The sequence below is a fragment of the Actinomadura sp. 21ATH genome (assembly GCF_041951345.1).
GTDB lineage: Bacteria > Actinomycetota > Actinomycetes > Streptosporangiales > Streptosporangiaceae > Spirillospora.
In genome coordinates this window covers 102,209-127,252 of sequence record NZ_JBGNUR010000019.1, presented here as the reverse complement: position 1 = coordinate 127,252, position 25,044 = coordinate 102,209, and the positions used below count along the sequence as shown (strand labels likewise).

The 25,044-nt window shown below is 73.8% G+C and carries 25 protein-coding genes; 16 read left to right on the top strand and 9 right to left on the bottom strand.

From position 1 onward, the window contains the following. Window positions 1–21: 21 nt before the first annotated feature. The 3 genes from ACA361_RS35850 (at window position 22) to ACA361_RS35840 (ending at window position 1,727) form a co-directional block, all read left to right on the top strand. On the top strand, window positions 22–828 hold the full coding sequence (locus ACA361_RS35850) for a helix-turn-helix domain-containing protein (protein WP_375019536.1): 807 nt from the start codon (window positions 22–24) through the stop codon (window positions 826–828). Then, on the top strand, window positions 819–1,004 hold the full coding sequence (locus tag ACA361_RS35845; protein WP_375019535.1) for a DUF397 domain-containing protein: 186 nt from the start codon (window positions 819–821) through the stop codon (window positions 1,002–1,004). Before ACA361_RS35850 ends, ACA361_RS35845 begins: the two co-directional genes overlap by 10 nt. An 81-nt stretch (window positions 1,005–1,085) precedes the next feature. Then, window positions 1,086–1,727: a gamma carbonic anhydrase family protein gene (locus tag ACA361_RS35840; RefSeq protein ID WP_375019534.1), complete on the top strand. Its 642-nt coding sequence runs from the start codon at window positions 1,086–1,088 to the stop codon at window positions 1,725–1,727. Window positions 1,728–1,751: 24 nt separating this feature from the next. Here ACA361_RS35840 and ACA361_RS35835 read toward each other — a convergent pair whose 3' ends face one another. From ACA361_RS35835 to ACA361_RS35825, 3 genes are read right to left on the bottom strand one after another with little or no spacing between them, the layout of a single operon-like run. Beyond that, window positions 1,752–2,546 (bottom strand): SMI1/KNR4 family protein, encoded by a 795-nt coding sequence (locus tag ACA361_RS35835; RefSeq protein ID WP_375019533.1) that lies wholly within the window; start codon window positions 2,544–2,546, stop codon window positions 1,752–1,754. 46 nt (window positions 2,547–2,592) lie between these two features. Further along, window positions 2,593–3,567: a threonine/serine dehydratase gene (locus ACA361_RS35830; protein ID WP_375019532.1), complete on the bottom strand. Its 975-nt coding sequence runs from the start codon at window positions 3,565–3,567 to the stop codon at window positions 2,593–2,595. Beyond that, window positions 3,536–4,030 carry a MarR family winged helix-turn-helix transcriptional regulator gene (locus ACA361_RS35825; protein ID WP_375019531.1) on the bottom strand — a complete coding sequence of 165 codons (495 nt, stop codon included), beginning with the start codon at window positions 4,028–4,030 and terminating at the stop codon, window positions 3,536–3,538. Before ACA361_RS35825 ends, ACA361_RS35830 begins: the two co-directional genes overlap by 32 nt. 19 nt (window positions 4,031–4,049) lie before the next feature. Between ACA361_RS35825 and ACA361_RS35820 the strand changes: the two genes are divergently transcribed. The 3 genes from ACA361_RS35820 (at window position 4,050) to ACA361_RS35810 (ending at window position 6,160) form a co-directional block, all read left to right on the top strand. Beyond that, window positions 4,050–5,252 carry a glycosyltransferase gene (locus tag ACA361_RS35820; RefSeq protein WP_375019530.1) on the top strand — a complete coding sequence of 401 codons (1,203 nt, stop codon included), beginning with the start codon at window positions 4,050–4,052 and terminating at the stop codon, window positions 5,250–5,252. A 228-nt stretch (window positions 5,253–5,480) separates the two neighbouring features. Further along, window positions 5,481–5,921, top strand: coding sequence for a hypothetical protein (locus ACA361_RS35815; protein ID WP_375019529.1), 441 nt, complete (start codon window positions 5,481–5,483; stop codon window positions 5,919–5,921). Between the two features lie 32 nt (window positions 5,922–5,953). Then, entirely contained in the window at window positions 5,954–6,160 is a 207-nt protein-coding gene (locus ACA361_RS35810; protein ID WP_375019528.1) for a DUF5988 family protein, read from the top strand. Window positions 6,161–6,186: 26 nt separating this feature from the next. On the opposite strand, the gene ACA361_RS35805 is transcribed toward ACA361_RS35810, so the two are convergent. Further along, window positions 6,187–7,515, bottom strand: a complete 1,329-nt coding sequence (locus ACA361_RS35805) for a M20/M25/M40 family metallo-hydrolase (RefSeq protein ID WP_375019527.1) — start codon at window positions 7,513–7,515, stop codon at window positions 6,187–6,189. A 225-nt stretch (window positions 7,516–7,740) separates the two neighbouring features. On the opposite strand from ACA361_RS35805, the gene ACA361_RS35800 reads away from it, so the two are divergent. Genes ACA361_RS35800 through ACA361_RS35780 form a run of 5 tightly spaced genes read left to right on the top strand, consistent with a single transcriptional unit; the run spans window position 7,741 to window position 13,262 of the window. Continuing rightward, a complete protein-coding gene (locus tag ACA361_RS35800; RefSeq protein ID WP_375019526.1) occupies window positions 7,741–9,357 on the top strand; it encodes an ABC transporter substrate-binding protein in 1,617 nt (538 codons plus the stop codon). Between the two features lie 6 nt (window positions 9,358–9,363). Continuing rightward, window positions 9,364–10,290 (top strand): ABC transporter permease, encoded by a 927-nt coding sequence (locus ACA361_RS35795; RefSeq protein WP_375019525.1) that lies wholly within the window; start codon window positions 9,364–9,366, stop codon window positions 10,288–10,290. Then, window positions 10,287–11,255 carry an ABC transporter permease gene (locus ACA361_RS35790; RefSeq protein WP_375019524.1) on the top strand — a complete coding sequence of 323 codons (969 nt, stop codon included), beginning with the start codon at window positions 10,287–10,289 and terminating at the stop codon, window positions 11,253–11,255. The genes ACA361_RS35795 and ACA361_RS35790 overlap by 4 nt, the downstream gene beginning before the upstream one ends. Then, a complete protein-coding gene (locus ACA361_RS35785) occupies window positions 11,255–12,247 on the top strand; it encodes an ABC transporter ATP-binding protein (RefSeq protein WP_375019523.1) in 993 nt (330 codons plus the stop codon). Before ACA361_RS35790 ends, ACA361_RS35785 begins: the two co-directional genes overlap by 1 nt. After that, window positions 12,240–13,262, top strand: a complete 1,023-nt coding sequence (locus ACA361_RS35780) for an ABC transporter ATP-binding protein (protein ID WP_375019522.1) — start codon at window positions 12,240–12,242, stop codon at window positions 13,260–13,262. The genes ACA361_RS35785 and ACA361_RS35780 overlap by 8 nt, the downstream gene beginning before the upstream one ends. Here the strand turns inward: ACA361_RS35780 and ACA361_RS35775 are convergent. Further along, complete coding sequence (locus ACA361_RS35775) at window positions 13,252–14,133, bottom strand: DUF72 domain-containing protein (protein WP_375019521.1); 882 nt, start codon at window positions 14,131–14,133, stop codon at window positions 13,252–13,254. The genes ACA361_RS35780 and ACA361_RS35775 overlap by 11 nt on opposite strands. Before the next feature lie 56 nt (window positions 14,134–14,189). Between ACA361_RS35775 and ACA361_RS35770 the strand changes: the two genes are divergently transcribed. The 3 genes from ACA361_RS35770 to ACA361_RS35760 all read left to right on the top strand — a co-directional run bounded on the left by ACA361_RS35770 (window position 14,190) and on the right by ACA361_RS35760 (window position 18,185). Then, complete coding sequence (locus ACA361_RS35770; protein ID WP_375019520.1) at window positions 14,190–15,053, top strand: spermidine synthase; 864 nt, start codon at window positions 14,190–14,192, stop codon at window positions 15,051–15,053. Between the two features lie 57 nt (window positions 15,054–15,110). Then, the gene (locus ACA361_RS35765) at window positions 15,111–16,037 is read left to right on the top strand and encodes an RNA polymerase sigma-70 factor (RefSeq protein WP_375019519.1); all 927 of its coding nucleotides are present in this window, start codon (window positions 15,111–15,113) and stop codon (window positions 16,035–16,037) included. Window positions 16,038–16,211: 174 nt separating this feature from the next. Continuing rightward, entirely contained in the window at window positions 16,212–18,185 is a 1,974-nt protein-coding gene (locus tag ACA361_RS35760; protein WP_375019518.1) for a SpoIIE family protein phosphatase, read from the top strand. A gap of 22 nt (window positions 18,186–18,207) precedes the next feature. On the opposite strand, the gene ACA361_RS35755 is transcribed toward ACA361_RS35760, so the two are convergent. The 4 genes from ACA361_RS35755 to ACA361_RS35740 form a co-directional block, all read right to left on the bottom strand. Further along, on the bottom strand, window positions 18,208–19,341 hold the full coding sequence (locus ACA361_RS35755; RefSeq protein WP_375019517.1) for a hypothetical protein: 1,134 nt from the start codon (window positions 19,339–19,341) through the stop codon (window positions 18,208–18,210). Between the two features lie 140 nt (window positions 19,342–19,481). Further along, window positions 19,482–20,312, bottom strand: coding sequence for a DUF4253 domain-containing protein (locus ACA361_RS35750; protein WP_375019516.1), 831 nt, complete (start codon window positions 20,310–20,312; stop codon window positions 19,482–19,484). Window positions 20,313–20,432: 120 nt separating this feature from the next. Next, complete coding sequence (locus tag ACA361_RS35745) at window positions 20,433–20,603, bottom strand: hypothetical protein (protein WP_375019515.1); 171 nt, start codon at window positions 20,601–20,603, stop codon at window positions 20,433–20,435. 22 nt (window positions 20,604–20,625) lie between these two features. Continuing rightward, window positions 20,626–23,022: an FtsX-like permease family protein gene (locus tag ACA361_RS35740; protein WP_375019514.1), complete on the bottom strand. Its 2,397-nt coding sequence runs from the start codon at window positions 23,020–23,022 to the stop codon at window positions 20,626–20,628. 115 nt (window positions 23,023–23,137) lie between these two features. Between ACA361_RS35740 and ACA361_RS35735 the strand changes: the two genes are divergently transcribed. Next, window positions 23,138–24,373, top strand: a complete 1,236-nt coding sequence (locus ACA361_RS35735) for a sensor histidine kinase (RefSeq protein ID WP_375019513.1) — start codon at window positions 23,138–23,140, stop codon at window positions 24,371–24,373. Continuing rightward, the gene (locus tag ACA361_RS35730) at window positions 24,361–24,999 is read left to right on the top strand and encodes a LuxR C-terminal-related transcriptional regulator (protein ID WP_375019512.1); all 639 of its coding nucleotides are present in this window, start codon (window positions 24,361–24,363) and stop codon (window positions 24,997–24,999) included. The genes ACA361_RS35735 and ACA361_RS35730 overlap by 13 nt, the downstream gene beginning before the upstream one ends. Window positions 25,000–25,044 lie beyond the last annotated feature (45 nt).

Here is a 25,044-nt window from a genome sequence, read left to right as displayed (position 1 = left end):
CAGCGAACGGAGTGCGCTCCCATGCCGCAGCGACCGAACGACCTCCGCCCCTGGGAATCCCCCGAATCCCTCTTCGGCTCCGAACTGCGCCACTACCGCGAGGCCGCCGGTCTCAGCTGCACCCAGCTCAGCAACAAGATCCCGTTCGCCAAGAGCACGATCAGCGCCACCGAACGCGCCGAAACCCGCTGCGACCGTTCCCTGGCCGTAGAAGCCGACAAGGTCCTCGACACCCGAGGAGCCCTCACCCGCCTGTGGGACGCCCTCTTCAAGCACCTCAGCGCTATCCCGTCCTGGTTCCTGGACTGGTACAAGCACGAGCCCGAGGTCATCAACATCCGAAGCTTCGAGCCGATCGTCGTTCCCGGGCTACTGCAAACGCCGGAATATGCTCGCGCGCTGCTGAACGGCGACGAGGCGAAAGTTGAGGCAAGAATCGCTCGCCAGGCGCTCCTCTCGCGCATGTCTCCACCTCCACCAAGCCTGATGTACGTGATCGATGAATCGGTGCTCTACCGTGACATCGGTGGTCATGAGGTCATGGCGGCGCAACTGGAATACTTGGCTGCCGTCTCATCGCGCCTGGTGAGAGTCCAGATCGTTCCCAGCATGAACCACGGTGGACTGACAGGAGCCTTCTTCATAGGTACGCTCGCAGGAGGAATGGAGTTGGGTTACAGAGATGCTGAGATCCGTGGGGAGACGACAGCCGACCGTGCAGACGTCGCACGACTCAGCGAGAATTTTTCATTGATTCAGTCCCATGCCTACCCGCAGAATCAATCGATCGACCTCATAAGGAAAGTGGCGAAAGAACGATGGACGTGACCCCCCTGCACTGGCGCAAGGCGTCCCGAAGCTCAAACAACGGTGGTAACTGTGTTGAGATCGCGCCCCTTCCGGGCGCCGTCGCGGTGCGTGACAGCAAGGACCCAGAAGGGCCGAGGCTTCACCTGAACCGTGGTGACTTCCGGAGGTTCGCGGCGGTGATCAAGCGATCCTGACCTGTTCGCAGGGCTGTCCCGGCGAACGCGACGTCGGAAAACCGCCAGCATGCTCGCGGTCGCTCGGGTGAGAATCCGCTCGTGAGCGCTGAAGTGCAGGGAATCCGCATCCGGCACCGCGGGCGTGAACCGCAGGTTCATCCCAGCGCCTATGTCGCCCCGACGGCCACGCTCGTCGGTGACGTCCGCGTGGGGCCGAGGGCGCGGGTGATGTACGGCGCGGTGCTCGATGCCGAGGGGTCGCGGATCGAGGTCGGCGAGGCGGCGGTGATCTGCGAGAACGCGGTGCTGCGCGGGTCCGCGGCCGCCGGCGATCAGCCGGTGCTCGTCGGCGACCACGTCTTCGTGGGGCCGCATGCCACGCTGCTGGGCTCCGAGGTCGGCAGGTGCGTCTATGTGGCGACCGCGGCGACGGTCCTGCAGCGCGCACGGCTGGGGGCCGGATCGGTCGTCGCCGTCGGCGCGCTCGTCCATGCGGGCACCGTCGTGCCGGACGAGTACTTCGTGCCGCCGCACACCGTGGCGCTCGACGCGCCGGTGCGGCTGCTGGCCCCCGGCGACCCGGGCCTGGCCGAGGCCGTCAGGGGGGTGGGCTTCGCGCAGGTGGCGTTCGGCGTCGACGCGGAGTGGACCGACCGGATCCGCCGGTACGAGCAGATCGCGGAGGTGCGCGTCGCCGAGTTCGGCGCGCACGCGGACGACGAGGTCCTGGGGCCCGGCTAGCGCTCGCCGTGCCGGGCAGGTGTTCTACTCCGGGTCGGGCCAGTGGGCGGTGCCGTGTACCGGGAGGACGCCCTTGACGCGGCAGCCCATGGCGTCGATCGCGGGGAGCAGCGCGTCGCGCACGCGCTCGTCCGCCCCGGGCGGGTAGGCGACGCGGATCTGGTGCCCGTAGGCCGTCTCGTAGGTCAACGTCCACCGGCCGCCGGCCGCGGCGAAATGGTCCTGCCGGCCGCCGGTCGCGCCCTGGAAGCCGCCGCGGGCGCTGGTCGGTGCCAGGCTCCGGCGCAGGATGCGGAGCCGCTCGTCGTACGGCGGCGCACCGGGCGCCTCCGCCAGTTGCAGATAGACGTGGACGTGCCTGCGGTACGGGTCGAACCAGGGGCCGTCGACGTCCGCGCCGTTCTCTCCCATCCTCGGCGTCAGGTCTTCGAGGAGCCCGGCCAGTACGGCGGCCACGCCGCCTTCGGGGTATTCGAACCCGTCATCGCGCGTCCAGTAGACGGTCTTCCACTGCTCGGGGGAGTCGGCGGGCTCGGTCAGCCAGCACAGCGCTCCGCCGACCGAGTCCGACGCCCACAGCAGCAGCCCGCCGGGCTCGGGGTGAACGGGGTGCGGGCAGTCCTCGCCCTCGTCCTGGAGCATCAGCCGCAGATCCTCCAGGCGGCCGGGAGTCTCGCCGGCCATCTCCTCCGGGGTGCGGCAGGTGAACTCGTCGCAGAACGTGCCGCGCCCGTACCGCCGGGCGATCTCGGTGAACTCGCGGGGAAGGCGCAGCCCGAGCGCGTCCTCCACCCGCGTCCAGTCGGCGTCGGCGTCCACGGGATCCGCGGGCGGGGGACGAGTGCCAATAGCCTGTCGAGTTCCGTCATGCGCCGATCCAGTCGCGGTAGGCGGCCGGGTCGACGTTGCCGCCGCAGACGATGGTGACGACGTGCCGGCCGGCGAAGCGGGCGGGGTCTTCGAGGAGGGCCGCGACGCCGAGGGCGGCGGACGGCTCGACGACGAGGCCCGCGTGCTCGAACAGCAGCCGCATCCCGGCGACGATCGACGCCTCCCGGACCAGGACGGCGTCGTCGGCGACCAGCAGGAGGTCGTCCAGGACGGCCGGGATGGGAAGGCGGCCGGCGACGCCGTCGGCGATGGTGTCGGTCGAGCCGGTGGTGACGACCCGGCGTTCGCGCCAGGACAGGGTCATCGCGGGCGCGCCCAGCGGCTGGACGCAGATCACCTCGACGCCGGGCGCCAGGTCCTTCAGCACATGGCCCACCCCGGTGGCCATCGCCCCGCCGCCGAGAGCGACCAGGACGGCGTCGAACGGCGGCGCGGCCTCCGCCAGTTCAAGGCCGATCGTCGCGGCGCCCTCGCAGGTCTCGATGTCCAGGCTGTCCTCGACCAGCCGGACGCCGTCGTGGCGCGCGATGTCCGCCGCCCGCTCGCGGGCCGTGTCGAAGTCGCCGTCCACCAGTTCCAGGCGGGCGCCGAGCGCGCGGATGCGGTCGAGCTTGGCGGCGGGCGCGGAGCGGGACGCGACGACGGTGACGTCGAGTCCCCGGCCGCGGCCGGACCAGGCGAGGGCCTGGCCGAGGTTGCCCGCGCTGGCGCACACCGCGGCCCGCGAGCCGCCGCCGGCGAGCCCGTCCGCGATGAGCTCGGTGGCGCGGCCCTTGAAGCTGCGGACCGGGTTCGCCGTCTCCAGCTTGACGCTCACCGCGCACCCGAGGACGGGCTCCAGCGCCTCGCACCGGTAGAGCGGGCTGCCGAGGAAGACGGGATCGATGACCCGCCGGGCCGCATGGACGCGGCCGGTGTCAAGTCGGGTCTGCTGCATGGGCGGTTCCATGATCTGGAGTATGGGGCTTGGCGCGGTCGTACTGGGCTCGCAGGAGGCGGACGGTGAGGGCGCGGAAGGTGCCGAGCTCGTCGTCGGACAGGACCGAGAACCAGTCCGCGACCGCGGCGTGGTCGGCGGGGTCGCGGGCGCGCCAGTAGTCGGCGTTGGCCGCGGTGGCGCGCAGGACGCGGCGCCGGCGGTCGGCCGGGTCCGGGTGGGTGGCGAGCATCCCCTTGCGTTCGAGCGAGGCGACGAGCTGCGCGACGTTCTGGTGCGAGGACCCCAGGTACGCGGCGGCCTGGCTGAGCGAGGGCCCGTCGAGGCGCTCCACCGCCGTCAGGAGCGCGGCCTGCTGGGTGGTGAGGCCGTCCGGGCGGAGCCGCTCGTCCATCTGGTTGCGGAGCCGGAGGGCGAGGCCGAGTACGGCCTGGAACGCCTCGACGGCGTCCCGGGTCTTCTGTTCACGAGACATGCGCAATATATTACCTAATATGATCGCACTGCTGCCCAACGTCGCGTACCTGTCCGAGACCTCCCGCATGCTGGAGATCCACCGAGCCCTGGCCGCGCGCGGGGCGCCCGTGCGGCTCGCCACCCATGGCGGCACGTACGAGGACCTCATCGACGTCCCGTACGACCTCGTCCCGCCGCGCATGGACGCCGCGCGATGCGCCCGGTTCGTCCGGGACGGCGTCGGCATCGGCGCCGCCGACCAGTCGATGTACTCCGACGAGGAGATGCGGGCCCACGTCCTGGCCGAGGCCGAGTACTTCCGGGCGCACGGGGTGCGGGTCGCCGTCACCGGGTTCACGCTGACGGCGTTACTGTCGTCGCGGCTGGCGTGGGTACGGCTCGTCACCGAGCACGCGGGCATCTTCGTCCCGCCCGTCACGGGCGACCACCCGGCCGGCCTCCGCATCCACTGCGACGGCTTCGACCGGGTCGCCGGCGCGCTGGGCGTGGAGGGGGTCCCGAGCCTGGCCGCGCTGCTGATGGGAGACCTGACGCTCGTGCCCGAACACCCCGAGGTGGCGGGCGTCCCGGCGGAGGTCATGGAGGCGTGGTCGCCCGGCGGCGACCGCCGGTACCGGCCGGGCGCGCGGCTGCGCTACACCGGCCCGCTCTTCGCCCGGCTCGCCCTGCCCGTCCCGGCCGGGGTCCGCGCCTTCCTGGACGCGCCGGGGCCCGTCGCCTACGTCGCGCTGACCAGCAGCGGCCCCGGCCTCGTGCGCGCGGTCGTGGAGGCGCTGCTGGCCGTGGACGGCCTGCGCGTCCTGGTCGCGGCGACCGTGCACGACCTCGCCGACCTGGAATCGGCCCGGGTGCTCGCAGGCGGGGTCCTGCCCAGCCACGAGATCATGCCGCGCGCCGCCCTGGCGGTGACCACGGGGGGCCAGGGCAGTGTCCAGACGGCCCTGGCCGCCGGCACCCCGCTGATCGCCGTCCCGCTCCAGCCCGAGCAGGCGCTGAACGCCGCCATGGCCGAGAGGCTGGGCGCCGCCCGCGCCCTCGCTCCCGGCGCCGTCGCCGATCTCACGGCCCGGGCGGAGGAGATGCTCGCCGGCGGTGCCTTCCGGGAGGCGGCCGCCCGCGTCCGCGACCTGTACCTCGCCGCCGACGGCGCCGGCCGGGCCGCGGAGGCCGTCCTCGAACTCCACGAGAGCGCGGCGCCGAGCCTGCTTCCCGGCCGCTGACCGCCAGGGCCCGCGGGCGGCGCCGCCGAACCCGCCGATCGCCGGGTGCCTCGCGCGCATCGGGCCACATGCGGCGGTCGCGGACATGGCGGACGCCTGGAGCAGGAGAGCCGGCGTGTGACATTTCAACCTCCTTGGACGCTGTCATGAGAAGTACGACAGGGAGGTCGTTAGGGCATGTCGCAGGCAATCGGTGGTTACCGCGTTGTGGCCCGTAACGAGAGGCCGTTGCCGGAGCTGTTCGTCTTACGGCAGCTCCTGCCGGCGGTGACCGGCACCCTCCCGCGGGGCGACGGCTGGCAGGTCTGCGAGCTGGACGGGGCCGCCGGCATCGCCGACAGCGTGTCCCTCCTGGTGGACATCGCCGCCGCGACGCACGCGCCCGCGCTGCTGGCCTCCGGGCTGGACGGCGGCCCGGCCGCCGTGGAGGGCTTCAGCGGGGCGAGCGGCTACTGGAAGGTCCTGCTGTCGGGCGGCGGGCCGCTGCCCGCCGCGGAGACCGCGCGGCACCTGGTCGAGTGGGCCGCCGACGCGCACCGCACGGTCGCCGCGGAGCCGATCGAGGAACTGCTCGGCGCGCCCGCGCACCGGCGGGTGGACGGCGTGTTCGAGGAGCTGCTCTCGCTGCTCGGCCTGCGGGGTACGGCGGACACGCCTTCGGGGACATAGGACGGCCCTCCCCGCTGTGTGACGATCCCCGCATGGACACTCGGCTGATGGCCTTCCTCGAAGGCGGACCGGCGGACCTGCCCGTGCGGATCGTGGGGATCACGCCGCCCGGTGTCGAGGTCAAGCTGCCGTTCCGCGGCGGGTACGAGCACTTCAGGGCCACGCCGCGGCACCACGACACCCCCGAGGGCCGGCTCCCGGTCTTCGCCTGGTCGGGCCGGACCGCCCTCGCGGAGTAGGCGGCGCCGGGACCCGGTGCGGCGCGTCAGCGGGTGTCGAGGAAGCGGTCGAGGACGCGGGTGCCGAAGCGCAGCCCCTCGACCGGGACGCGCTCGTCGACGCCGTGGAACATGCCGAAGTAGTCCAGGTCCGGGGTCAGCATGAGCGGCGCGAAGCCGTAGCCGGTGATGCCGATGGCGTCGAACGACTTGGCGTCGGTCCCGCCGCCCATCACGTACGGGACGGGCCGCGCGCCCGGGTCCTCGGCGAGCAGGGCGCCGGCGAGGGCGGCGAACGTCGGGCCGGCCGGGTCGGCGGCGGGGGCCTCCTCGCGGTTGATGAACTCCCGGGTGACCTTCGGGCCGAGCAGCCGGTCGATCGTCGCCAGGAACTCCTCGCCGGTGCCGGGCAGGTAGCGCCCGTCCACCTGGGCGTGCGCGGCGCCGGGGACCACGTTGACCTTGTAGCCGGCGTCGAGGCGGGTCGGGTTGGCGGAGTTGCGGATCGTGGACTCGAACAGCCGGCCGGGCGCGCCCAGCCGCCGCGCCTCCTCGTCCAGCCGGTCGTGGTCGATGGTGGTGCCGAGGGCGGCGGCGAGGCCGTCCAGGAGGGCGCGGACGCCCGGCGTGAGCCGGACCGGCCACTCGTACGCGGCGATCCGGGACACGGCGTGGGCCAGCTCGGCGACCGCGTTGTCGGGGGCGGGCTTGGAGCCGTGGCCGGCGGTGCCGCGCGCGGTGAGCCGCATCCACATCGTGCCGCGCTCGCCGGTCGCGATCGGGTAGATCCGGCGGTCCGGGCCGGCGGCGACGCTGAAGCCCCCGGACTCGCTGATCGCCTCCGTGCAGCCGGTGAACAGGTCGCGGTGCTCGCGCGCCACGTACCGGGAGCCGTGGTCGCCGGTGCACTCCTCGTCGGCCAGGAACGCCAGGACGAGGTCGCCGCGCGTGCGGCGGCCCTCGCGCAGCCGCTGCCGGACGACGGCGAGCGTCATGGCGAGGCTGCCCTTCATGTCGACGGCGCCGCGGCCCCACACGCAGCCGTCCCGGACCTCGCCGGAGAACGGGTGCACGGACCAGTCGGCGGGGTCGGCCGGGACGACGTCGAGGTGCCCGTGCACGAGGAACGCCGGATGGGACGGGTCGGTGCCCGCGATCCGGACCAGCACGCTGGCCCGGCCGGGCGCCGGCTCCACGATGACGGGCTCGGCGCCGGCGTCGGAGAGCAGGGTCGCGACGTACTCGGCGGCGGGGCGCTCGGGGTCGGCGTCGCCCTCGCCGCGGTTGACGGTCGCGAAACGGATGAGGTCGGCGCACAGTTCCGCCACCTCGCCGGCCGCGGCCGGGCCGCGGTCGAGCAATTGCGGTTCGGTCAACGGTCTTTTCCCGTCCGTCAATTGATTATTGAAGGATTCTTGCAATTACCAGTATGTCCTGACCAGGCACGACGGCCATGATCATTGCGGGATGGTCTCGATCCGATGAAGAATCGCCAGTCGGCGTACCCAAACGCCGCCAACGGTACAACGCTGCGTGCAACGCGCCGGGACGCCTCGCCCGGCGCCCGGCCGAGTCGGCCTGAGCCGACCTGGAGGAGGACCATGACCATCCAGAGGGGTGCGCGCCGGAGCGCCGCGGCGCTGTCCGCGCTGGCGCTCGCGGCGTCGGTCGGGGTGACGGCCTGCGGCGGTGGCGGCGGATCGGCCGACGGGACGTTCACCGTCGGGCACAGCGAGCCCGACCACCTGGTGCCCGGCAACACCACCAGCAGCTACTCGTTCGACGTCCTGAGCGGCCTGTTCGAGAACCTGATGGGGCTGAGCAAGGACGGCAAGCCCGTCCCGCTGGCCGCCGAGTCGGTGAAGTCCGACGACCAGAAGGTCTGGACGGTGAAGATCCGGCCCGGCCAGAAGTTCCACAACGACGAGCCGGTCACCGCCGCCAGCTTCGCCGACGCCTGGAGCAACGCCGCGTACGGGCCCAACGCCTACGAGGCCAACGACTACTTCTCGCACATCAAGGGGTACGACGAGCTCAACCCCGAGGACGAGAAGGCCAAGCCGGAGACCGACAAGCTCTCCGGCCTCAAGGTCGTCGACGACACGACGCTCGAGGTGACGCTGAACGAGCCGTTCAACCAGTTCCCGCAGCTGCTGACCTACCCGGCGTTCGCTCCCATGCCGAAGGCGGCCTACAAGGACCTCAAGGCGTACGAGGACGCGCCGATCGGGAACGGGCCGTACAGGATCAGCGGCAAGTGGGAGCGCAACAAGCAGATCAAGCTGGTGCCGTTCGGCGGTTACACCGGCCCCCGCAAGCCGAAGAACAAGGGCGTGGTCTGGAAGAGCTACGCCAGCGCCGACACCATCTACACCGACCTGCGGGCCGGCCGGGTCGACGTGCAGCAGACGATCCCCGCGGCGAAGGTCCCCGAGGCCAAGCGGCTGCTGGGCGACCGGTTCCTGCCGCGCAAGATGGGGACGATCGACTACCTGGGCTTCCCGCTGTGGGACAAGCGCTTCGCCAGCGCCGACCTGCGCCGGGCGATCTCGATGGCGATCGACCGCAACGGCATCAACAAGGCCGTCTACAACGGCGACTACATCGTCGCCGACTCGCTGCTCCCCGCCATCATCGCCGGGCACCGGCCGAACGCGTGCGGGCAGGTGTGCACCTACGACCCGGCCGAGGCGAAGAAGCTGTTCGACAAGGCGGGCGGGTTCAAGGGGACGCTGGAGCTGTACTTCTCCAACGCCCAGCCGACCTACGCGCAGTGGATGACGATCGTCGCGAACTCACTGAAGCAGAACCTCGGCATCACCGACATCCAGTTCCGCACCGTCCCGGCCGCCGACTACTTCGGCATGCTGTCGCGGCGCGAGGAGAAGGGCCCGTACCGGCAGAACTGGGAGGCCGACTACCCCAGCGCCCAGAACTACCTGCAGAACATGTGGGGCAGCGAGGGCAACAAGATGGGGTGGGAGACCACCAAGGAGAACAAGGAGTTCGACGCCCTGATCGCCAAGGGCAACGCGGCCAAGGACGAGCAGGAGGCCATCAGGTTCTACAACCAGGCCGAGGACCTGGCGATCCGCGAGATGCCGCAGATCCCGCTGTGGACCTGGGCGGGCCAGGGCGGCCGCTCCGACAAGGTCGACAACGTGACCATCACCCCGTACGCGGGCGGGCTCCTGGTCCACGAAGTGACGGTGAAGTAAGCACCCATGTGGCGCTACGTCCTCCGGCGGCTCCTGCAGGCGGTCCCCGTCTTCATCGGCACCACGCTGCTCATCTACGCGATGGTGTTCGCCCTGCCGGGCGATCCGATCCAGGCGCTCGCCGGGGACAAGCCCATCCCCGAGTCCGTGGCGAAGACCCTGCGGGACCGCTACAACCTCGACGACCCGCTGCTGATCCAGTACGGCAAGTACATGCTGGGGCTGCTCCAGGGCGACCTCGGGGAGAACTACACCGGCCAGAAGGTCTCGGAGATGCTCGCCGGGCGGTGGCCCGTGACGATCCAGCTCGCGGTCACCGCCTGGATCTTCGAGCTCCTGGTCGGGATCGCGCTCGGCGTGTGGGCGGGGCTGCGGCGCGGCAAGCTCGCCGACACGCTCGTGCTCGGCGGCACCACGCTGATGATCGCCGTCCCGGTGTTCGTGCTCGGCTACACCGCGCAGATCGTCCTCGGCGTGCAGTGGCAGATCTTCCCGACCGCCGGCACCGACGACGGGTGGCCGATGAGCTACCTGCTGCCCGGCATGGTGCTGGGGTCGCTCGGGCTGTCGTACGTGGCGCGGCTGACCCGCACCAGCCTCGCCGAGAACCTGCGCGCCGACTACGTCCGCACCGCCCGCGCCAAGGGCCTGTCCAAGGCGCGGGTGGTCGGCCGGCACACGCTGCGCAACTCGCTGATCCCCGTGGTGACCTACCTCGGCGTCGACTTCGGCGCGCTGATGGGCGGCGCCATCGTCACCGAGGGGATCTTCAACCTGCCCGGCATCGGGCAGCAGGTGTTCCAGTCCATCCAGCTCAAGGAGGGGCCGGTGGTGGTCGGCGCGGTGACCGTACTGGTGCTGATCTTCCTGCTGGTCAACCTCATCGTGGACCTCCTCTACGGGGTGCTCGACCCCAGGATCCGGTACGAATGAAGATCGACGACGCGGACCTCCCGGAGCCGCTCGACGTCCCCGACCGGGGGTCGGCCGCCGCGCACGGCGCGGCGGTGGCGGCCGTGGCCGAGGCGGGCGGCGACCTCGCCGTCGGGCGCCCGGCCTCGCTGTGGCACGACGCCTGGCACGACCTGCGGCGCCGCTGGGTGTTCTGGTGGGCGGCGGCGGTGCTGGCGCTGGTCGCGGTGATGGCGGCCTTCCCCCGCCTGTTCACGGACATCGGCAAGAACGAGAACTGCGACCCCAACCTGACCCGGCTCCCGCCGGGCGGCGACCACCCGTTCGGCACCGACCTGTCCGGCTGCGACTACTTCGCGCACGTCGTGCACGGCGCCCGCCCGACGCTGCTGATCGGCGTCGCGGTGACGCTCTTCGCGGCGCTGATCGCGGTGGTGTTCGGGATGCTGGCGGGCTACTACGGCGGGCTGCTGGACACGCTCGTCGCGCGCATCACCGACGTGTTCTTCGGGCTGCCGTTCGTCCTCGGCGCCACCGTCATCCTCGTCGCCTTCCCCGGCCACGGCGTCGGCGCGATGACGCTGGTGCTGGTGCTGCTCGGCTGGACCACGATGATCCGGATCATGCGCGCCCAGGTGATCTCGGTGCGCGGCGCCGACTACGTGCAGGCGGCCCGGCTGCTGGGCGCCTCGGACCTGCGGATCATGTTCCGGCACATCCTGCCGAACGCGATCGCCCCGGTGATCGTGGTGGCCACGCTGAACGTCGGCAACGTGATCTCCGGCGAGGCCACGCTGGACTTCCTCGGCGTCGGGCTCCAGTACCCCGAGGTCTCCTGGGGCCTCCAGCTCAACCAGGCGCAGTCCTACTTCGTCGACCACCCGCACCTGCTGCTGTTCCCCGCGGTGCTCCTGTCGGCGACCGTGCTGAGCTTCCTCATGCTCGGCGACGCCGTCCGCGACGCCCTCGACCCGAAACTCCGGTGATGACACAGAAGAACGCTCCGCTGCTCGAAGTGGCGGACCTCAGCGTCGCGTTCCGCGTGCGGGGCCGGGACATACGGGCCGTGAACGGGCTCTCGTACACCCTCGCCGAGGGCGAGACGCTCGCCATCCTCGGCGAGTCGGGCTCGGGCAAGAGCGTCGCCGCGCAGGCGGTGATGGGCATCCTGGACACCCCGCCGGCCCGGATCACCGGCGGCGCGGTGCGGCTGCGCGGCGAGGAGCTGCTCGGCCTGCCGGAGAAGCGCCGCCGCGCGTACCGCGGCGACCGGATCTCGATGATCTTCCAGGACGCGCTCAGCGCGCTCAACCCCGTCTACACCGTCGGCGACCAGATCAGCGAGATGTACCAGGTGCACCGCGGGATGCGGCGCAAGGAGGCGCGGGCGAAGGCCGTCGAGCTGATGGAACGGGTCCGGATCCCGTCGGCCCGCCAGCGGCTCGGCGACCACCCGCACCTGTTCTCCGGCGGCATGCGCCAGCGCATCATGATCGCGATGGCGCTGGCGCTGGAGCCCGACGTGCTCATCGCCGACGAGCCCACCACCGCGCTCGACGTGACCGTCCAGGCGCAGATCATGCGGCTGCTGGCCGACCTCCAGGCCGAGTCCGGGATGGGGCTGATCCTCATCACCCACGACCTCGGCGTGGTCGCCGGGGTCGCGGACCGGGCCGTGGTCATGTACGCCGGCTCGGTCGCCGAGACGGCCGCCGCCAGGGACCTGTACGCGCGGCCCGCCCACCCGTACACCGCGGGCCTGCTCGCCTCCGTGCCGCGGCTCGACCGCAGCGGCGACCGCCTGGTGCCCATCAAAGGGGCGCCGCCCAACCCGGCCGCGCTGCCGTCGGGCTGCCCGTTCCGCACCCGCTGCCCCCGCGCCGAGGCCGTCTGCGCCGACGAGCGGCCGCCGCTGGCCGAGGTCGCGCCGGGGCACGCGGCCGCCTGCCACTTCGCCGAGGAGGTCCACCGTGGTTGACGGACAGGTGGCCGAGGGACCCATCCTGGAGGTGCGGGGGCTGGTCAAGCACTACCCGGTCGCGCAGGGCGTGGTGTTCAAGCGCGAGGTCGGCCGGATCAAGGCCGTGGACGGGATCGACCTGGAACTGCGCCGCGGCGAGACGCTCGGCGTCGTCGGGGAGTCCGGGTGCGGCAAGTCCACCCTCGCCCGGCTGCTGATGGCGGCCGAGCGCCCCACCGCGGGAACCGTGCGGTTCGACGGCCGCGACGTCTTCGCGCTGCCGCGCCGCGAGCTGCGGGCGCTGCGCCGCCGCGTCCAGATGGTGCTCCAGGACCCGTACTCCTCGCTCAACCCCCGGATGACCGTCGGCGACATCGTCGGCGAGCCGTTCGCCATCCATCCCGAGGTCGCGCCCAAGGGGGAGCGGCGCGCCCGCGTGCGGGAACTGCTGGAACTGGTCGGGCTCGACCCCGACCACGACAGCCGGTACCCGCACCAGTTCTCCGGCGGCCAGCGGCAGCGCGTCGGCATCGCCCGCGCCCTCGCGCTGCGGCCCGAGGTGATCGTGTGCGACGAGCCGGTGTCCGCCCTCGACGTGTCCGTCCAGGCGCAGGTGATGAACCTGCTGGAGGAGCTGCAGGACGAGCTGGGGCTGGCGTACGTGTTCATCGCGCACGACCTGGCCGCCGTCCGGCACATCTCCGACCGGATCGCCGTCATGTACCTCGGCAAGGTCGTGGAGACCGGCGACGAGACCCGGATCTACGAGCATCCGACGCACCCGTACACCCAGGCGCTGCTGTCGGCGGTGCCCGTGCCGGACCCGGAGCTGGCGGGCCTGGACCGGCAGATCGTGCTGGAGGGCGAGCCGCCCTCGCCGCTGGACCCGCCGTCCGGCTGCCGCTTCCGCACCCGCTGCTGGAAGGCCCGGGACGTGTGCGCCGAGGAGGAGCCCGCCCTGGAGCCCCGGGAGGGCTCCGCACACCCGAGCGCCTGCCACTTCGCCGCCGGACGCGACGGCGTCACGGCCTGACGCCGTCCACCATCGCCATCAGCCGGGCCGCGTTGCGCTGGGAGTGGTCGGCGCAGCAGTTGTTGAAGAGCACGTGCGTGGTGCCCGTCCGGGCGGCCAGGCCGGTGATCCGCTCCGCCCACGCGCGCAGCTCGTCCTCGCCGTAGAGGTAGGCGAACCGCTCACGGACGTCCTTGCTGTTCCAGCTCGGGCTGTGGCCGTGGAAGCGCACCACCGCCGGGTCCGCGGTCGCGGCCAGCACGGGCGGGACGGACGACGGGTGCCCCTGCGGCATGTCCACGCCCACGTACGACAGGTCGTGCGCGGCCAGGAACCCCAGCGTCTCCTCCCGGTTCTCCTCCGACATCCAGGTGCGGTTGCGGAACTCCACGCAGACGCGCATCGGCGCGCACCGCTCCTTGACGCGCAGGATGTGGTCCCGGTTGCGGCCGCCGATCGGGAACCACTGCGGGAACTGGAACAGCAGGACGCCGAGGCGGCCGGCGTCGTGCAGCGGCCGCAGGGCGCCGAGGAACCGCCGCCACACCTCGTCCGCCACGTCCCCCGGCACGTCCTTGAGGTAGACGTTCTTCTTGGCGGGGAGCCGGTCGCGCAGGTCCTTGTAGATCGAGGACGGCCGGGTGGGATGGCCGGTGAGCAGCCCGAACGCCTTGACGTTGAACGTGAAGCCGTCCGGCGTCCGGTCCCGCCACGCGGCCACGGTCCGCTCGGAGGGCGGGCCGTAGTAGGTGGAGTCCACCTCGACCAGGGGGAAGCGGGAGGCGTAGTAGCGCAGCCTCTCCTCGGGGGTCCGCGCCTCCGGCGGGTACCAGCCGGAGTCGAGGAGCGTGCGGTCCGTCCAGGAGGCGGTGCCGACCAGGATCCTAGGCATGCCCGCAGCCTAGGCAACGGCCGCGTGCGGGCGGCACGGGCCTAGAGTGGGGGATCATGGCGCGCAAGTCGAGGCGGGACCGGCCGGGACCGGACCGGCACGCGGTGGCGGGCGGCGAGGCCGAGCTGCTGCGCGACGCCGACCGGGACGGCGGCTGGGTGCTCATGGTGGGCGGCGTCCCGCAGTCGTACGTGGACCTCGCCGACCCGACGTACCTCGACTTCGAGTACATCCGGCTGATGGGCGACGTCGTGGACTGCATGACCCCGCCCGGCGCCGCGCTCGACGCCGCCCACATCGGCGGCGCCGGCTGCACGCTGCCGCGCTACGTCGCGGCGACCCGGCCGGGCTCGCGGCAGGTGGTGTTCGAGCCGGACGCCGCGCTGGTCCGGCTCGTCCGCGAGCGGCTGCCGGTCAAGGACGTCCCCGGGCTCAAGATCCGGATCACCGACGGCCGGGCCGGCACCGCCGCGCTGGCCGACGGCGCCGACGACCTGCTGGTGATGGACGCGTTCGCCGAGGCGTCGATGCCGGTCGAGCTGGCCACCCGCGAGTTCGCGCTGGAGGCGGCGCGGGTGCTGCGCCCCGGCGGCGTCTACCTGATGAACGTGGCCGACGGGTTCCGGCTGGCGTACGCGCGGCGGGTGGTCGCGACCGTCCGCTCGGTGTTCCGGCACACGCTGCTGCTCGGCGAGCCGGGCGTGCTGCGCGGGCGGCGGTTCGGCAACCTCATCGTGGCCGCGTCCGGCGAGCCGCTGCCGGTGGGCGAGCTGACCCGCCGCGCGGCGGGCGGCATCGTCCGGGCGCGGCTGATGTCGGGCGACGAGCTGGGCGGGTTCTGCGGCGGCGCCGCGCCGCTGCGCGACGGCGAGGAGTTCGAGGCGCCGGTGCCGCCCCCGCAGGTCTTCGGGAGGCCGTGACCTCGATGGCCGTGGTTCGACGGCCCGTGGTGGGGTGACCCGTGGTTCGATGAGGCCATGGAAGCGGGCAGTGCCGTGGGGCACCGGGCCATGCGCGCCGCCGAGGCCGCCGCGTTCGAGGAGCACCGGCCGCGGCTGACCGGGATCGCGTACCGCATGCTCGGCGAGGTGCAGGAGGCCGAGGACGCCGTGCAGGACGCCTTCCTGCGCTGGGAGCGCGCCGACCGGGCGGCGATCGAGGCCCCCGGGCCGTGGCTGGCCAAGGCCGTCACCAACCTGTGCCTGACCCGGCTGACCTCGGCGCGGGCCCGGCGCGAGGCGTACCCGGGGACGTGGCTCCCCGAGCCGGTCCCGGCCGGTGCCGCCGCGCTCGGGCCGCTGGAGACCGTCCAGCAGCGCGAGTCGGTGTCGCTGGCGCTGCTGACGCTGATGGAGTCGCTCACCCCGGCCGAGCGGGCCGTGTTCGTGCTGCGCGAGGCGTTCGGCTACCCGCACCGCGAGATCGCGGGCGTGCTGGGCGTCGGCGAGGCCGCCAGCCGCCAGCTGCACCGCCGCGCCCGGCAGCGGCTCGGCACCGCCGAGCGCCGCTTCGAGCCCGGCACCGCGCGCTGGCGGCGACTGGTCGAGCGCTTCCTGGACGCCGCGACGCGCGGCGACGTGGCGGCCCTGGAGGAACTGCTGGCCGCCGACGTCACCGCCTGGGCGGACGGCGGCGGCAAGGCGACCGCGGCGCGCCGCCCGGTCACCGGCCGCGAGCGGGTGCTGCGGTTCGTGCTCGGCCTGGCGCGCGACATCGGCGACTACGAGATCGCGATCGAGGACGTGAACGGGAGCCCCGCGCTGGCCTTCTGGCGGGACGGCGCGCTGTACTCGGTGTTCGCGCCGCACATCGCGGACGGCCGCGTCACCGCGCTGCACATCGTCCGCAATCCCGACAAGCTCGCCCGCGCCGCCCGGGTGCTGCCGCGCCCGGGCGGGCGCTGATCGCCGGCGATTGGCCATAACCGCGCCGAATATCCAGTGGAACGGTGCATTCCGGTGCCGTGTACTGGAGGAACATCGCGGCGGATGCTCATACTTTGCCGATCTGTCTCGAAGACACGCGCAATGTCCCATAATTGAGCGATGCAGTCGTCCACCCGAATTCTCATTCTCGGCATGGATGCGTCGGGCAAAATCCTGCAGTTCGACCGCAACGCCGCGGCCGTGCTGGCCGAGAATCCCGAGGACCTGCTGGGCGCGCGCCTGGGCGAGGTGATCAGCGGCGCGCAGGATCCGCTGGACGAGGCCCTGCGGTTCGAGCGCGAGCGCACCACCATGCTGACCGTCGAGACCTGGCAGGGCGCGAGCTACGACGCGGTCGTCACCGTGCACCCGATGAGCGGGAGCACGCCCGACCTGGCCGCGCTGGCGGTCATCCGCGTCCCGGTCCCGCTCGCCGACCGGTTCCTGGACCCGGCCGTCATCCGCCGCGCCCTGCTGGAGGACTCGCTGCCGCGGCTGGGCGCCACCCTGGACCTGGAGCTGCTGGCGCGCGGCCTGATGAGCGTCCTGGTCCCGCACTTCTGCAACTCCGGCGGCCTGCTGATGCTGGAGAGCCTCGTCGACGCCGACGAGCCGCCGCCGCAGCCGCAGGACGACGAGGGATCGCCCGCGCTGCGCCGGATGGCGGTGGCCTCCGACGACGGCGACCAGTCCTGGGACGCCACGTTCCCCACCGGCGAGGTGTTCACCTACCCCGCCGGCACGCCGTACGTGCGGTGCATGGAGACCGGCGCCCCCGTGCTGGTCGGCCTCGGCGGCGAGGGCGCCGCCCGGATCGCCGAGAACTGGCGCCGGCCGCCGGTGGCCGACCTGCTCAAGGGCGCCTCGATGCTGATCCTGCCGATCTTCGCCGACGGCGCGATGCTCGGCTTCTTCGTCTGCACCCGCAACGTGGCGCACCGCCCGTTCGACGCCTACGACATCGAGATCGGGATGGAGTTCGCCAGCCGGGCGGCGATCTTCATCGAGAGCGCCCGCCGGTACGGGCGGGAGCGCGCCACCGCGCTCACCCTCCAGCGCGCCATGCTGCCCACCGACCTGTCCGCGCCGTCCTCGGTCGAGGTCCACCACCGCTACCTGCCGGGCAGCCGGCTGATCGAGGTCGGCGGCGACTGGTACGAGTCGATCGCGCTGCCCGGCGGCCGGGTCGCGCTGGTGGTCGGCGACGTCGCCGGGCACGGCGTCCGCGCCGCGGTCACGATGGGGCGGCTGCGCACCGCCATCCACACGCTCGCCCAGCTGGAGCTGCCGCCCGCCGAGGCGCTGGAACGGCTCGACTCGCTGATGCAGACGCTCGGCGAGCGCGAGCCGCACTTCGCGACCTGCGCGTACGTCGTGTACGACGCCGTCAGCGGGCGCTGCGAGGTCGCCAGCGCCGGGCACCTGCCGCCGCTGCTGGCCCCGCCCGACGCCGACGCCGCCTTCCTGGACGTGCCGCCCGCGCCGCCGCTGGGCGTGGGCGACGGCCCGGTCGTCACCCGCGAGTTCACGGTGGAGGACGGCACGCTGCTGTTCCTCTACACCGACGGCCTCGTGGAGAACCGCGCCCGCGACATCGACGACGGCCTCGCCCGGCTGCGCCGCACGTTCGCGCGGGGCGCCGCGGCCCGGCCGCTGGAGGAGCTCTGCCAGGCCACCCTGGACGGCGTCTTCGACGACCAGCACCGCGACGACATCGCGATGCTGGTGGCGCGGCTGCGGCGCATCCCGGCCGACGACCACGTCACCTGGGAGCTGCCCGCCCACCCCGCCGCCGTCCGCCGCGCCCGCGGCCTGATCCGCGGCCGGCTCAAGGACTGGGGGCTGGCGGAGCTGTCGCCGTCCACCGAGCTGCTGGCCTCCGAGCTGGTCACCAACGCCCTCAACCACGCCGACGGCCGCGTCACCGTGCGGCTGGTGCGCGAGGGCGGCCTGGTGTGCGAGGTCTACGACTCCTCCGACGGCCGCCCCCGCATCCGGCACGACGAGGGCGACGACCTCGCCGAGACGGGCCGCGGCCTGCACGTGGTCGGCCGGCTCGCCCGGCGCTGGGGCGTGCGCCGCACCGCGGGCGGCAAGGCCGTCTGGTGCGAGCAGGAGCTGCCGTAGCCCGGGGGCGGGCCGGCGCGGCCTAGCGCAGCACCGAGATGTGCACGTGGTCGTAGTGGTTCTGGGTGATGCTGCCCCGGTCGGCCATCGGCCGCCAGCCGCCGCCGCGCACGTTCCAGATGTGCTGCTTCCAGATCACGTACGAGACGCCCAGCCGGCGGGCGTTGCTGATCGCGTACTGCGCCACCTGGTCGCCGTGCCGCATGGCGCCCGCGCTCGGCATCCGGCCGCCGCCGCTCTCCATGAAGTCGCACGCCCGGCCGACCCCGTGGTCCTGCGCGTCCGCGCCGCTGCGGAAGCAGCCGATGGTCGGGAACGGCCCGAACATCGAGTCGATCTCCAGCACCAGCGTGCGCATGGTCGCGGTCATCATGTTGCCGGTGATCGGCGAGCGCGCCGACCGTACCCCGTCCGGCCGCCCGGTGACGCGGGGCTGCCGGCGCGCCTTGTTCTGCGCGGGGGTGGTGGCCGCGGCGTTCAGCCGGGCGATCCTGGTGCCCTTCGGCAGGATCTTCTGGAGCTTCTTCTGCAGCGCCCCGGCGTTCGCCTTCGGGGCGCTGACCACCAGGGCGTTCCCCTGCGGCATCCCGAGCGCGCGCGCCTTCTTGCGGGACACGACGGCGTCCACGTCGCCGATGCCCATCGCCGCGTACGCGCCCACCCGCACCTGCCCCGGCCGGTCGCTGCGCCCGGCCCGCACCACGCCGCCGAGCGGCAGCGAGCCGTCCTGGCTCATCGTGAACGACACCGCGAGGCCGCCGGTCGCGACGGTCTGCCACAGCTGGTCGGACTCGGCCGACTGCGCCGGGGCGAACGCGCGGAACGACGAGGGGTCCACGCCCAGCAGCCCCATCCGGCGGTCGCCGACCTGGGCGCGCGCCGCGTCCACGACGGTGACGCCCGTGACGCCCTTGAGGCGCCTCGTGCGCTCCACGGCCGCCGGGGGGATGGTCCCGGTACCGGCGATGAGGAGATGGGGCGTATAGCGCTTGGTGAGGGGCGCCACCACCGGCGCCTGGGGCGCCGCGCCCCCGGCGACCGACACCAGCCGCTCCCCGCCCTTCGCCTCGCGGCCGTCCAGCCGTCCCGTCGCCACGATCACCACGTCGGTGACCAGCGTGACGGCCACGGCGACCCCGATGACCCCCGAAAGCACCCGCCCGCGCGTACGCACCCAGGCCTCCGTCCTGACTCAGCGTGCCCGGTGGAGGCGAGGAGGGGCTCGCCGCCGATCTTTCGCCGAATATTAGACACGGCGACGAATGAACGCCACCCGGACCCGGTAGCCCGGGGCGGTCAGTCCCACCAGAAGGACCACGACGTCTTGCCGCGGATCTCCTCGGCGTAGCCGGCGAGCGTGCCGGGGCCCTGGAACAGGATGTCGGGGCAGAACGTCCAGTGCTCGGCCGCGACGTGGACCGCGTGCCGGGTGGTCAGCGGGGGAGCGGCGACGCTCAGCTCCAGGGTGTTGAAGCCCAGGCCGATGACGCGCGCCCCGAAGCGGTCCTCCCAGCCCCGCACGACCGCGGCGAGCGGGGCGGCCCACTCGTTGTGGTTGAGCGCGCCCTGCCAGCCCATCGCCGCCAGCGCGTCGGCGCCGCGCTCCACGGCCGCCAGGCCCAGCGACAGGCCGCGGCGGGCGAGCACCCCCGCGTGCCGGTCGGCCAGCGCGTCCGGGTCGTGCATCGGCGCGCCGGGCGCCGCGGGGCCCGGGCAGTGCAGCCCGAACGGCGCCAGGTCGTCGATGTCGTCCTCGGACGCCTGCTCCGACCAGTCGGCCCACACCTCGTACATGAACGCGCCGGGCGCGTAGTTGGCGACGTCGGCGACCGGCTCGGGCGCCACCTGCCCGGCGGCCCACGGCTGGTCGGACTCGTCCAGCAGCAGCGGCCACAGCCCGGACCGCGGATGCTCGGCCCGCAACCGGGCCCACAGGTCCCCGCCGACCGGGTCGTCGCTGACCCAGAACGCGGGCCTGCGCACCACCTGGTGCTGCGGATAGCCGGGGTCCGGCCACACCACGTCCCCGTCGGGCAGCTCGGCCGACAGCGTCCGCTCGGCGGCGCCGTCGGCGAACAGCTGAGGAAGGTGGCCCGGCAGGCCGTGCCGGAGCTCTAGATCGTCCATCTCCCGCCGTTTCCGGTACAGATCATGCCAACAGGGATCTTGGCACTCCGGAGATGTTAACGGCGACGGCCCGGCCGGGGGGAACGTCCTGCCGGGTTCGTTGGGGCCGCCGCCCGCGGATCAGCCGTCGCGGCGCCGCCGCACCAGGTACTCGACCGCCAGGGCCAGCATCCCGGCGCCGGTCAGCGCGCCGATCACGATCTGGTACCAGGTGCCGTTCGCCAGCACGCTGAACGTGACGTTGACCAGGAGCAGGAGGGTGAACAGGCTCCAGCGCTTGCCGTTGTCCATGAGGTTCCCTTCGGTCTTCGGTTCAGTTGAGGGTGGGACGGCCCCGGCACAGCAGCACGCGCGCGGGGAGCATGGTGGCGGCGGTGCCCGAGCCCGCGATGAACAGCACGATCAGCGCCGTCGGGACGGGGGACACGGACGGCAGCGGGAGCCCGGTCACGACCGCCGCGAACGCCGCCAGCGTCACGGCGGCGATGAGCGTCCCGGCCGCCAGGCCGGTGCCGAGGACGATCGCGGTCTCCAGCCGCACCGCGCGCAGGACCTGGCGCCGGGTGGCGCCCGCCAGCCGCAGCAGCGCCAGCTCCCGGCCGCGCCCGGACGTCGCCAGCGCGAGCGTGGTGACCAGGCCGATGACGATGAAGCCGGCGATGGCGGCGACGGCGACGCGGCTCATGAAGCCCTGCATCCGCAGCTCCTGCGACAGCCGCCCGTCCAGCGCCGCCGCGGGCAGCGCGCGGGCACCGGCGTAGCGGGCCGCGACCGGCCGCAGGTCGGCGCCGCCCGCGACCAGGACGTGGTCGTCCAGCGGGGACGTGGCGTGCGCGGCGACCAGGTCGCGCGGCAGCAGCACGTCGCCGAGGCCGAGGCCGCGCTCGTAGATCGCGACCACGCGGGGCCTGACGCGGGTGCCGTCGCCGAGCCAGAGCGGCTTGATCGCGCCGACCCGGGTGCCGCCGGCCACGTCGCGGCTGAGCGCGACGGCCGTGCCGCGCAGGTCGGCCAGCCGGCCTTCGACGACGCCGGGATCGGTGGTGCGCTCCAGGCCCTCGGGGCTCACGCCGCGCGCGGGCACCGACCGCAGCTGCTTGTCGCCCAGCTCGCTGACCGCCATGACGACCGTCGTCCGCTTCACCGCGGTCGCGGCCGTGACGCCCGGGACGGCCCGTACGGCCCGTGCCGCCTCGGCGGGGAGCCCGGTGCCGTCCGCGACCAGCACCTGGCCGGCCCGCGTCGCGTCGCGCGCCTGCTCCCGCGTCGCGTCCGCCAGCGTGGACTGCACGAACAGCTGCGTCCCCGCGAACGCCACCGCCAGCGCCACCGGCGTCAGGACCGCGCCGGCCCGCATCGCGGCGGCGCCGGCGGCGCGGGCCGCCAGGTTGCCCATGCGCGGGTCCAGGCGGCGGACCGCGCCGCCGAGCGTGCGGGCGCCGAAGCGCGCGATGACGGGGCCGAGGAACGCGGTCGCCGCGATCAGCGAGAGGACCAGGCCGCCGACGGACGCGGCCGCGGTGGGGCCGGAGGTCAGTCCGGAGACGCCCAGCGCGTTCACGCCGACCACGAGGAAGGCCACGCCGGCGATCCGGCGCCACCGGGGCAGCTCCGCGGGCTCGGCGGCGGACTCGCCGAGCGCCTGGACGGGCCGGATCCGCGCCAGCCGCAGCGACGCCACCAGCGCGGCCGGGACCGCCGCCGCCACCGCGACCAGGAAGCCCGCGGCCGCGGGCGCCGGGCTCAGCGACAGCCCGAAGCCCTCGGGCAGCACCCCGCCGCGGACCATCGCCGCGTGCATCGCGGCGCCGAGCGGCAGCGACAGCGGCCCGCCGGCCAGGCCGGCCCGGACCGCCGTCCGCGCGCTCTCCCGGACGATCGCGGCGCGCACCTGCCCGGACGTCGCGCCGATCGCGCGCAGCAGCGCGAACTCGCGGGCCCGCTCGCGGATCGACAGCGCGATCAGCCCGCCGACCACGATCAGCGCCGTCATGATCGCCGCACCGCCGAACGACAGCGCCATCTCGACGAGGCCGGGCCGGGCGGCCGGCACGGCGAGGTCCGCCACGTCGCCGCGCGCGGCGCCGGTCGACACCTTCAGGCCGGGGGCCGCCGCGCGCAGCGCGTCCACGTCCACCCCGGTCCCGAACACCAGCAGCGCGTCCACGCGGGCGGGGGTCTGCGCGAAGTAGGCGCCGGAGGAGACCAGCCCGGTCACCAGGTACGGGCGCGGCGCGCCGTCGACCTGCAGCCGCGCCCATCGCCCCACCTCGAAGCCGGCGGAGCGGGGCAGCGCGACCTCGTGCGCCGCCCGCGGGACGCGGCCCGCGCGCAGGCCGGCCAGCCTGCTCCAGTTGTGGCCGGTCAGCGGCCGCCCGCCGACGGGCGCGACGGGGAACGACACGTCCGCGACCACGTCCCGCACGCCCGGGACCCGGCGCAGCCGCTCGGCCGCGCCGGCCGGCACCCGCGCCCGCTCCGCGGCCGGCAGGGTCCGCGTCTCCGGCTCCGACCCCGCCGACGCGATCCGCGCCGACACCTCCTGCGGGGCGCTCACCACGGCCGCCGCCGGCGCGTACCGCCCGGTCGGCGCGTGCGCCCGCAGCGCCGTCTCCAGCAGAACGCCGCACGCTCCGGCGAGCATGGCCGCGAACGCCAGCGCCACGAACACCCCGTGCCGGGACTTCACCCTGGCCGTATCGACTCTCACCTGGTCGAACGTAGGCTCGCGGGCGCTCCGGCACATGGGCGCGCGCCCCCCAATGCATGGTGTAGCCCGCTACACCGCGCGCCGGTCCCCGGGTGCTCTACGGTTCATAGCGACCATGTACCGAGCACTCAGACGCAGCGCCGCCGCCACCGCCTACCTGGTGGCCGGCCTGCGCACCGCACTGCCCTCGATGCTGGGCCTGCTCGCGCTGCCGTTCGCGGGCCTGCTCGCGCTGCTGTTCGTCGTGCTGCCCTGGCTGCCCGGGCTGCTGCGGCCGGTCCGCACGCTGGCCGCGATCGAGCGGCGGCGGGCCGGGCGGGCGCTCGGCCGCGAGATCCCCGAACCGTACCCGGCGGCCGAGGGCCCCACCCTGGAACGGGCCGTCCGGCTGCTGCGGGACCCGTCCACCTGGCGCGACCTCGCGTGGATGGTGCTGCACGGGCTCAGCGGGCTCGTCATGGGCGTGCTGGCGATCGCGCTGTGGCCGTCCATCGCGTTCGCGCTGTCGATGCCGCTGTGGTGGTGGGCGGCGCCCGAGGGGTCGGTGTCGGCGCTCGTCGTCCTGGACGGCTGGCCCAGGGCGCTGACGATGCCGTTCCTCCAGGCCGCGGTCAACACCGCCGCCCTGATCTGGCTGCTGCCGTACCTGGCGCGGTTCCAGGCCCGGCTGGCCGGGTGGCTGCTCGGGCCGTCGCGGCGGTCCCGCCTCACCCGGCGGGTCGAGCGGCTGACCGAGACCCGCGCCGAGGCGCTGGAGGCCCACGGCGCCGAGCTGCGCCGCATCGAGCGGGACCTGCACGACGGCACGCAGGCGCAGCTCGTCGCCGTCGCGCTGCGGCTCGGCCTGGCCGACCGCCGGTTCGACGCCGACCCGGACGCCGCCCGCGCCCTCTTCCTCCAGGCGCGCGACGGCATCGAGGACGCGCTCACCCAGCTCCGCACCGTCATCCGCGGCATCTACCCGCCGATCCTGTCCGACCGGGGCCTGCCCGGCGCGATCCGCACGCTCGCGGCGGGCCAGCACATCCCGGTACGGCTGGAGCTGCCCGGCGAGGCCGAGGCGCGGGTGCCCGCCGCCGTCGAGGCCGCCGCGTACTTCGTCGTCGCCGAGGCCCTCACCAACATCGCCAGGCACAGCGGCGCCGCGAGCGCCGAGGTCGTGCTGCGCCGCTCCGATTCGTCCCTGCACGTCCTGGTGCGAGACGATGGCAAGGGCGGCGCCGACGCCGCCGGGGGCAGCGGCCTGGCCGGGATCCGCCGGCGGGTCGCCGCGCTCGACGGGACGGCCCGCATCGACAGCCCCGCCGGACAGGGAACGACGCTCGAAGTGGAGCTGCCGTGCGGATCGTGATCGCCGAGGACAACGCGCTGCTGCGCGAGGGCCTGGTGCTGCTGCTCACCGGCGACGGGCACGAGGTGGCCGCGGTCGCCGAGGACGGCCCCGGCGTCCTGCCCGCCCTGCTGGAGCACCGGCCCGACGCCGCCGTCCTGGACGTGCGCCTCCCGCCCGGCTTCCGCGACGAGGGGCTGCGCGCCGCCATCGCCGCCCGCAAGGAGATCCCCGGCCTGCCGGTGCTCGTCCTGTCGCAGTACGTCGAGGAGACCTACGCCGCCGAGCTGCTGGCCGGCGGCGCCGGCGGCATCGGCTACCTGCTCAAGGACCGCGTGGGCCGGGTGGAGGAGTTCCTGGACGCCCTCCAGCGCGTCGCCGCCGGCGGCACCGCGCTGGACCCGGAGGTCGTCGCGCAGCTCATGACGGCCCGGCACGACCCGCTCAGCGCCCTCACCCCGCGCGAGCGCGAGGTGCTCGGGCTCATGGCGCAGGGCCTCGACAACGCCACCATCGCCACCACGCTCGTCATCACCGAGCGCTCGGTGAGCAAGCACATCGGCGCCGTGTTCGCCAAGCTCGGCCTGCCGCCGTCCGACTCGGGCCACCGCCGCGTGCTCGCCGTCCTCGCCTACCTCAACTCCTGACCGAGCCGCTTGGCGGGCAACGCCCGGACGCGCACCATCCGGCCA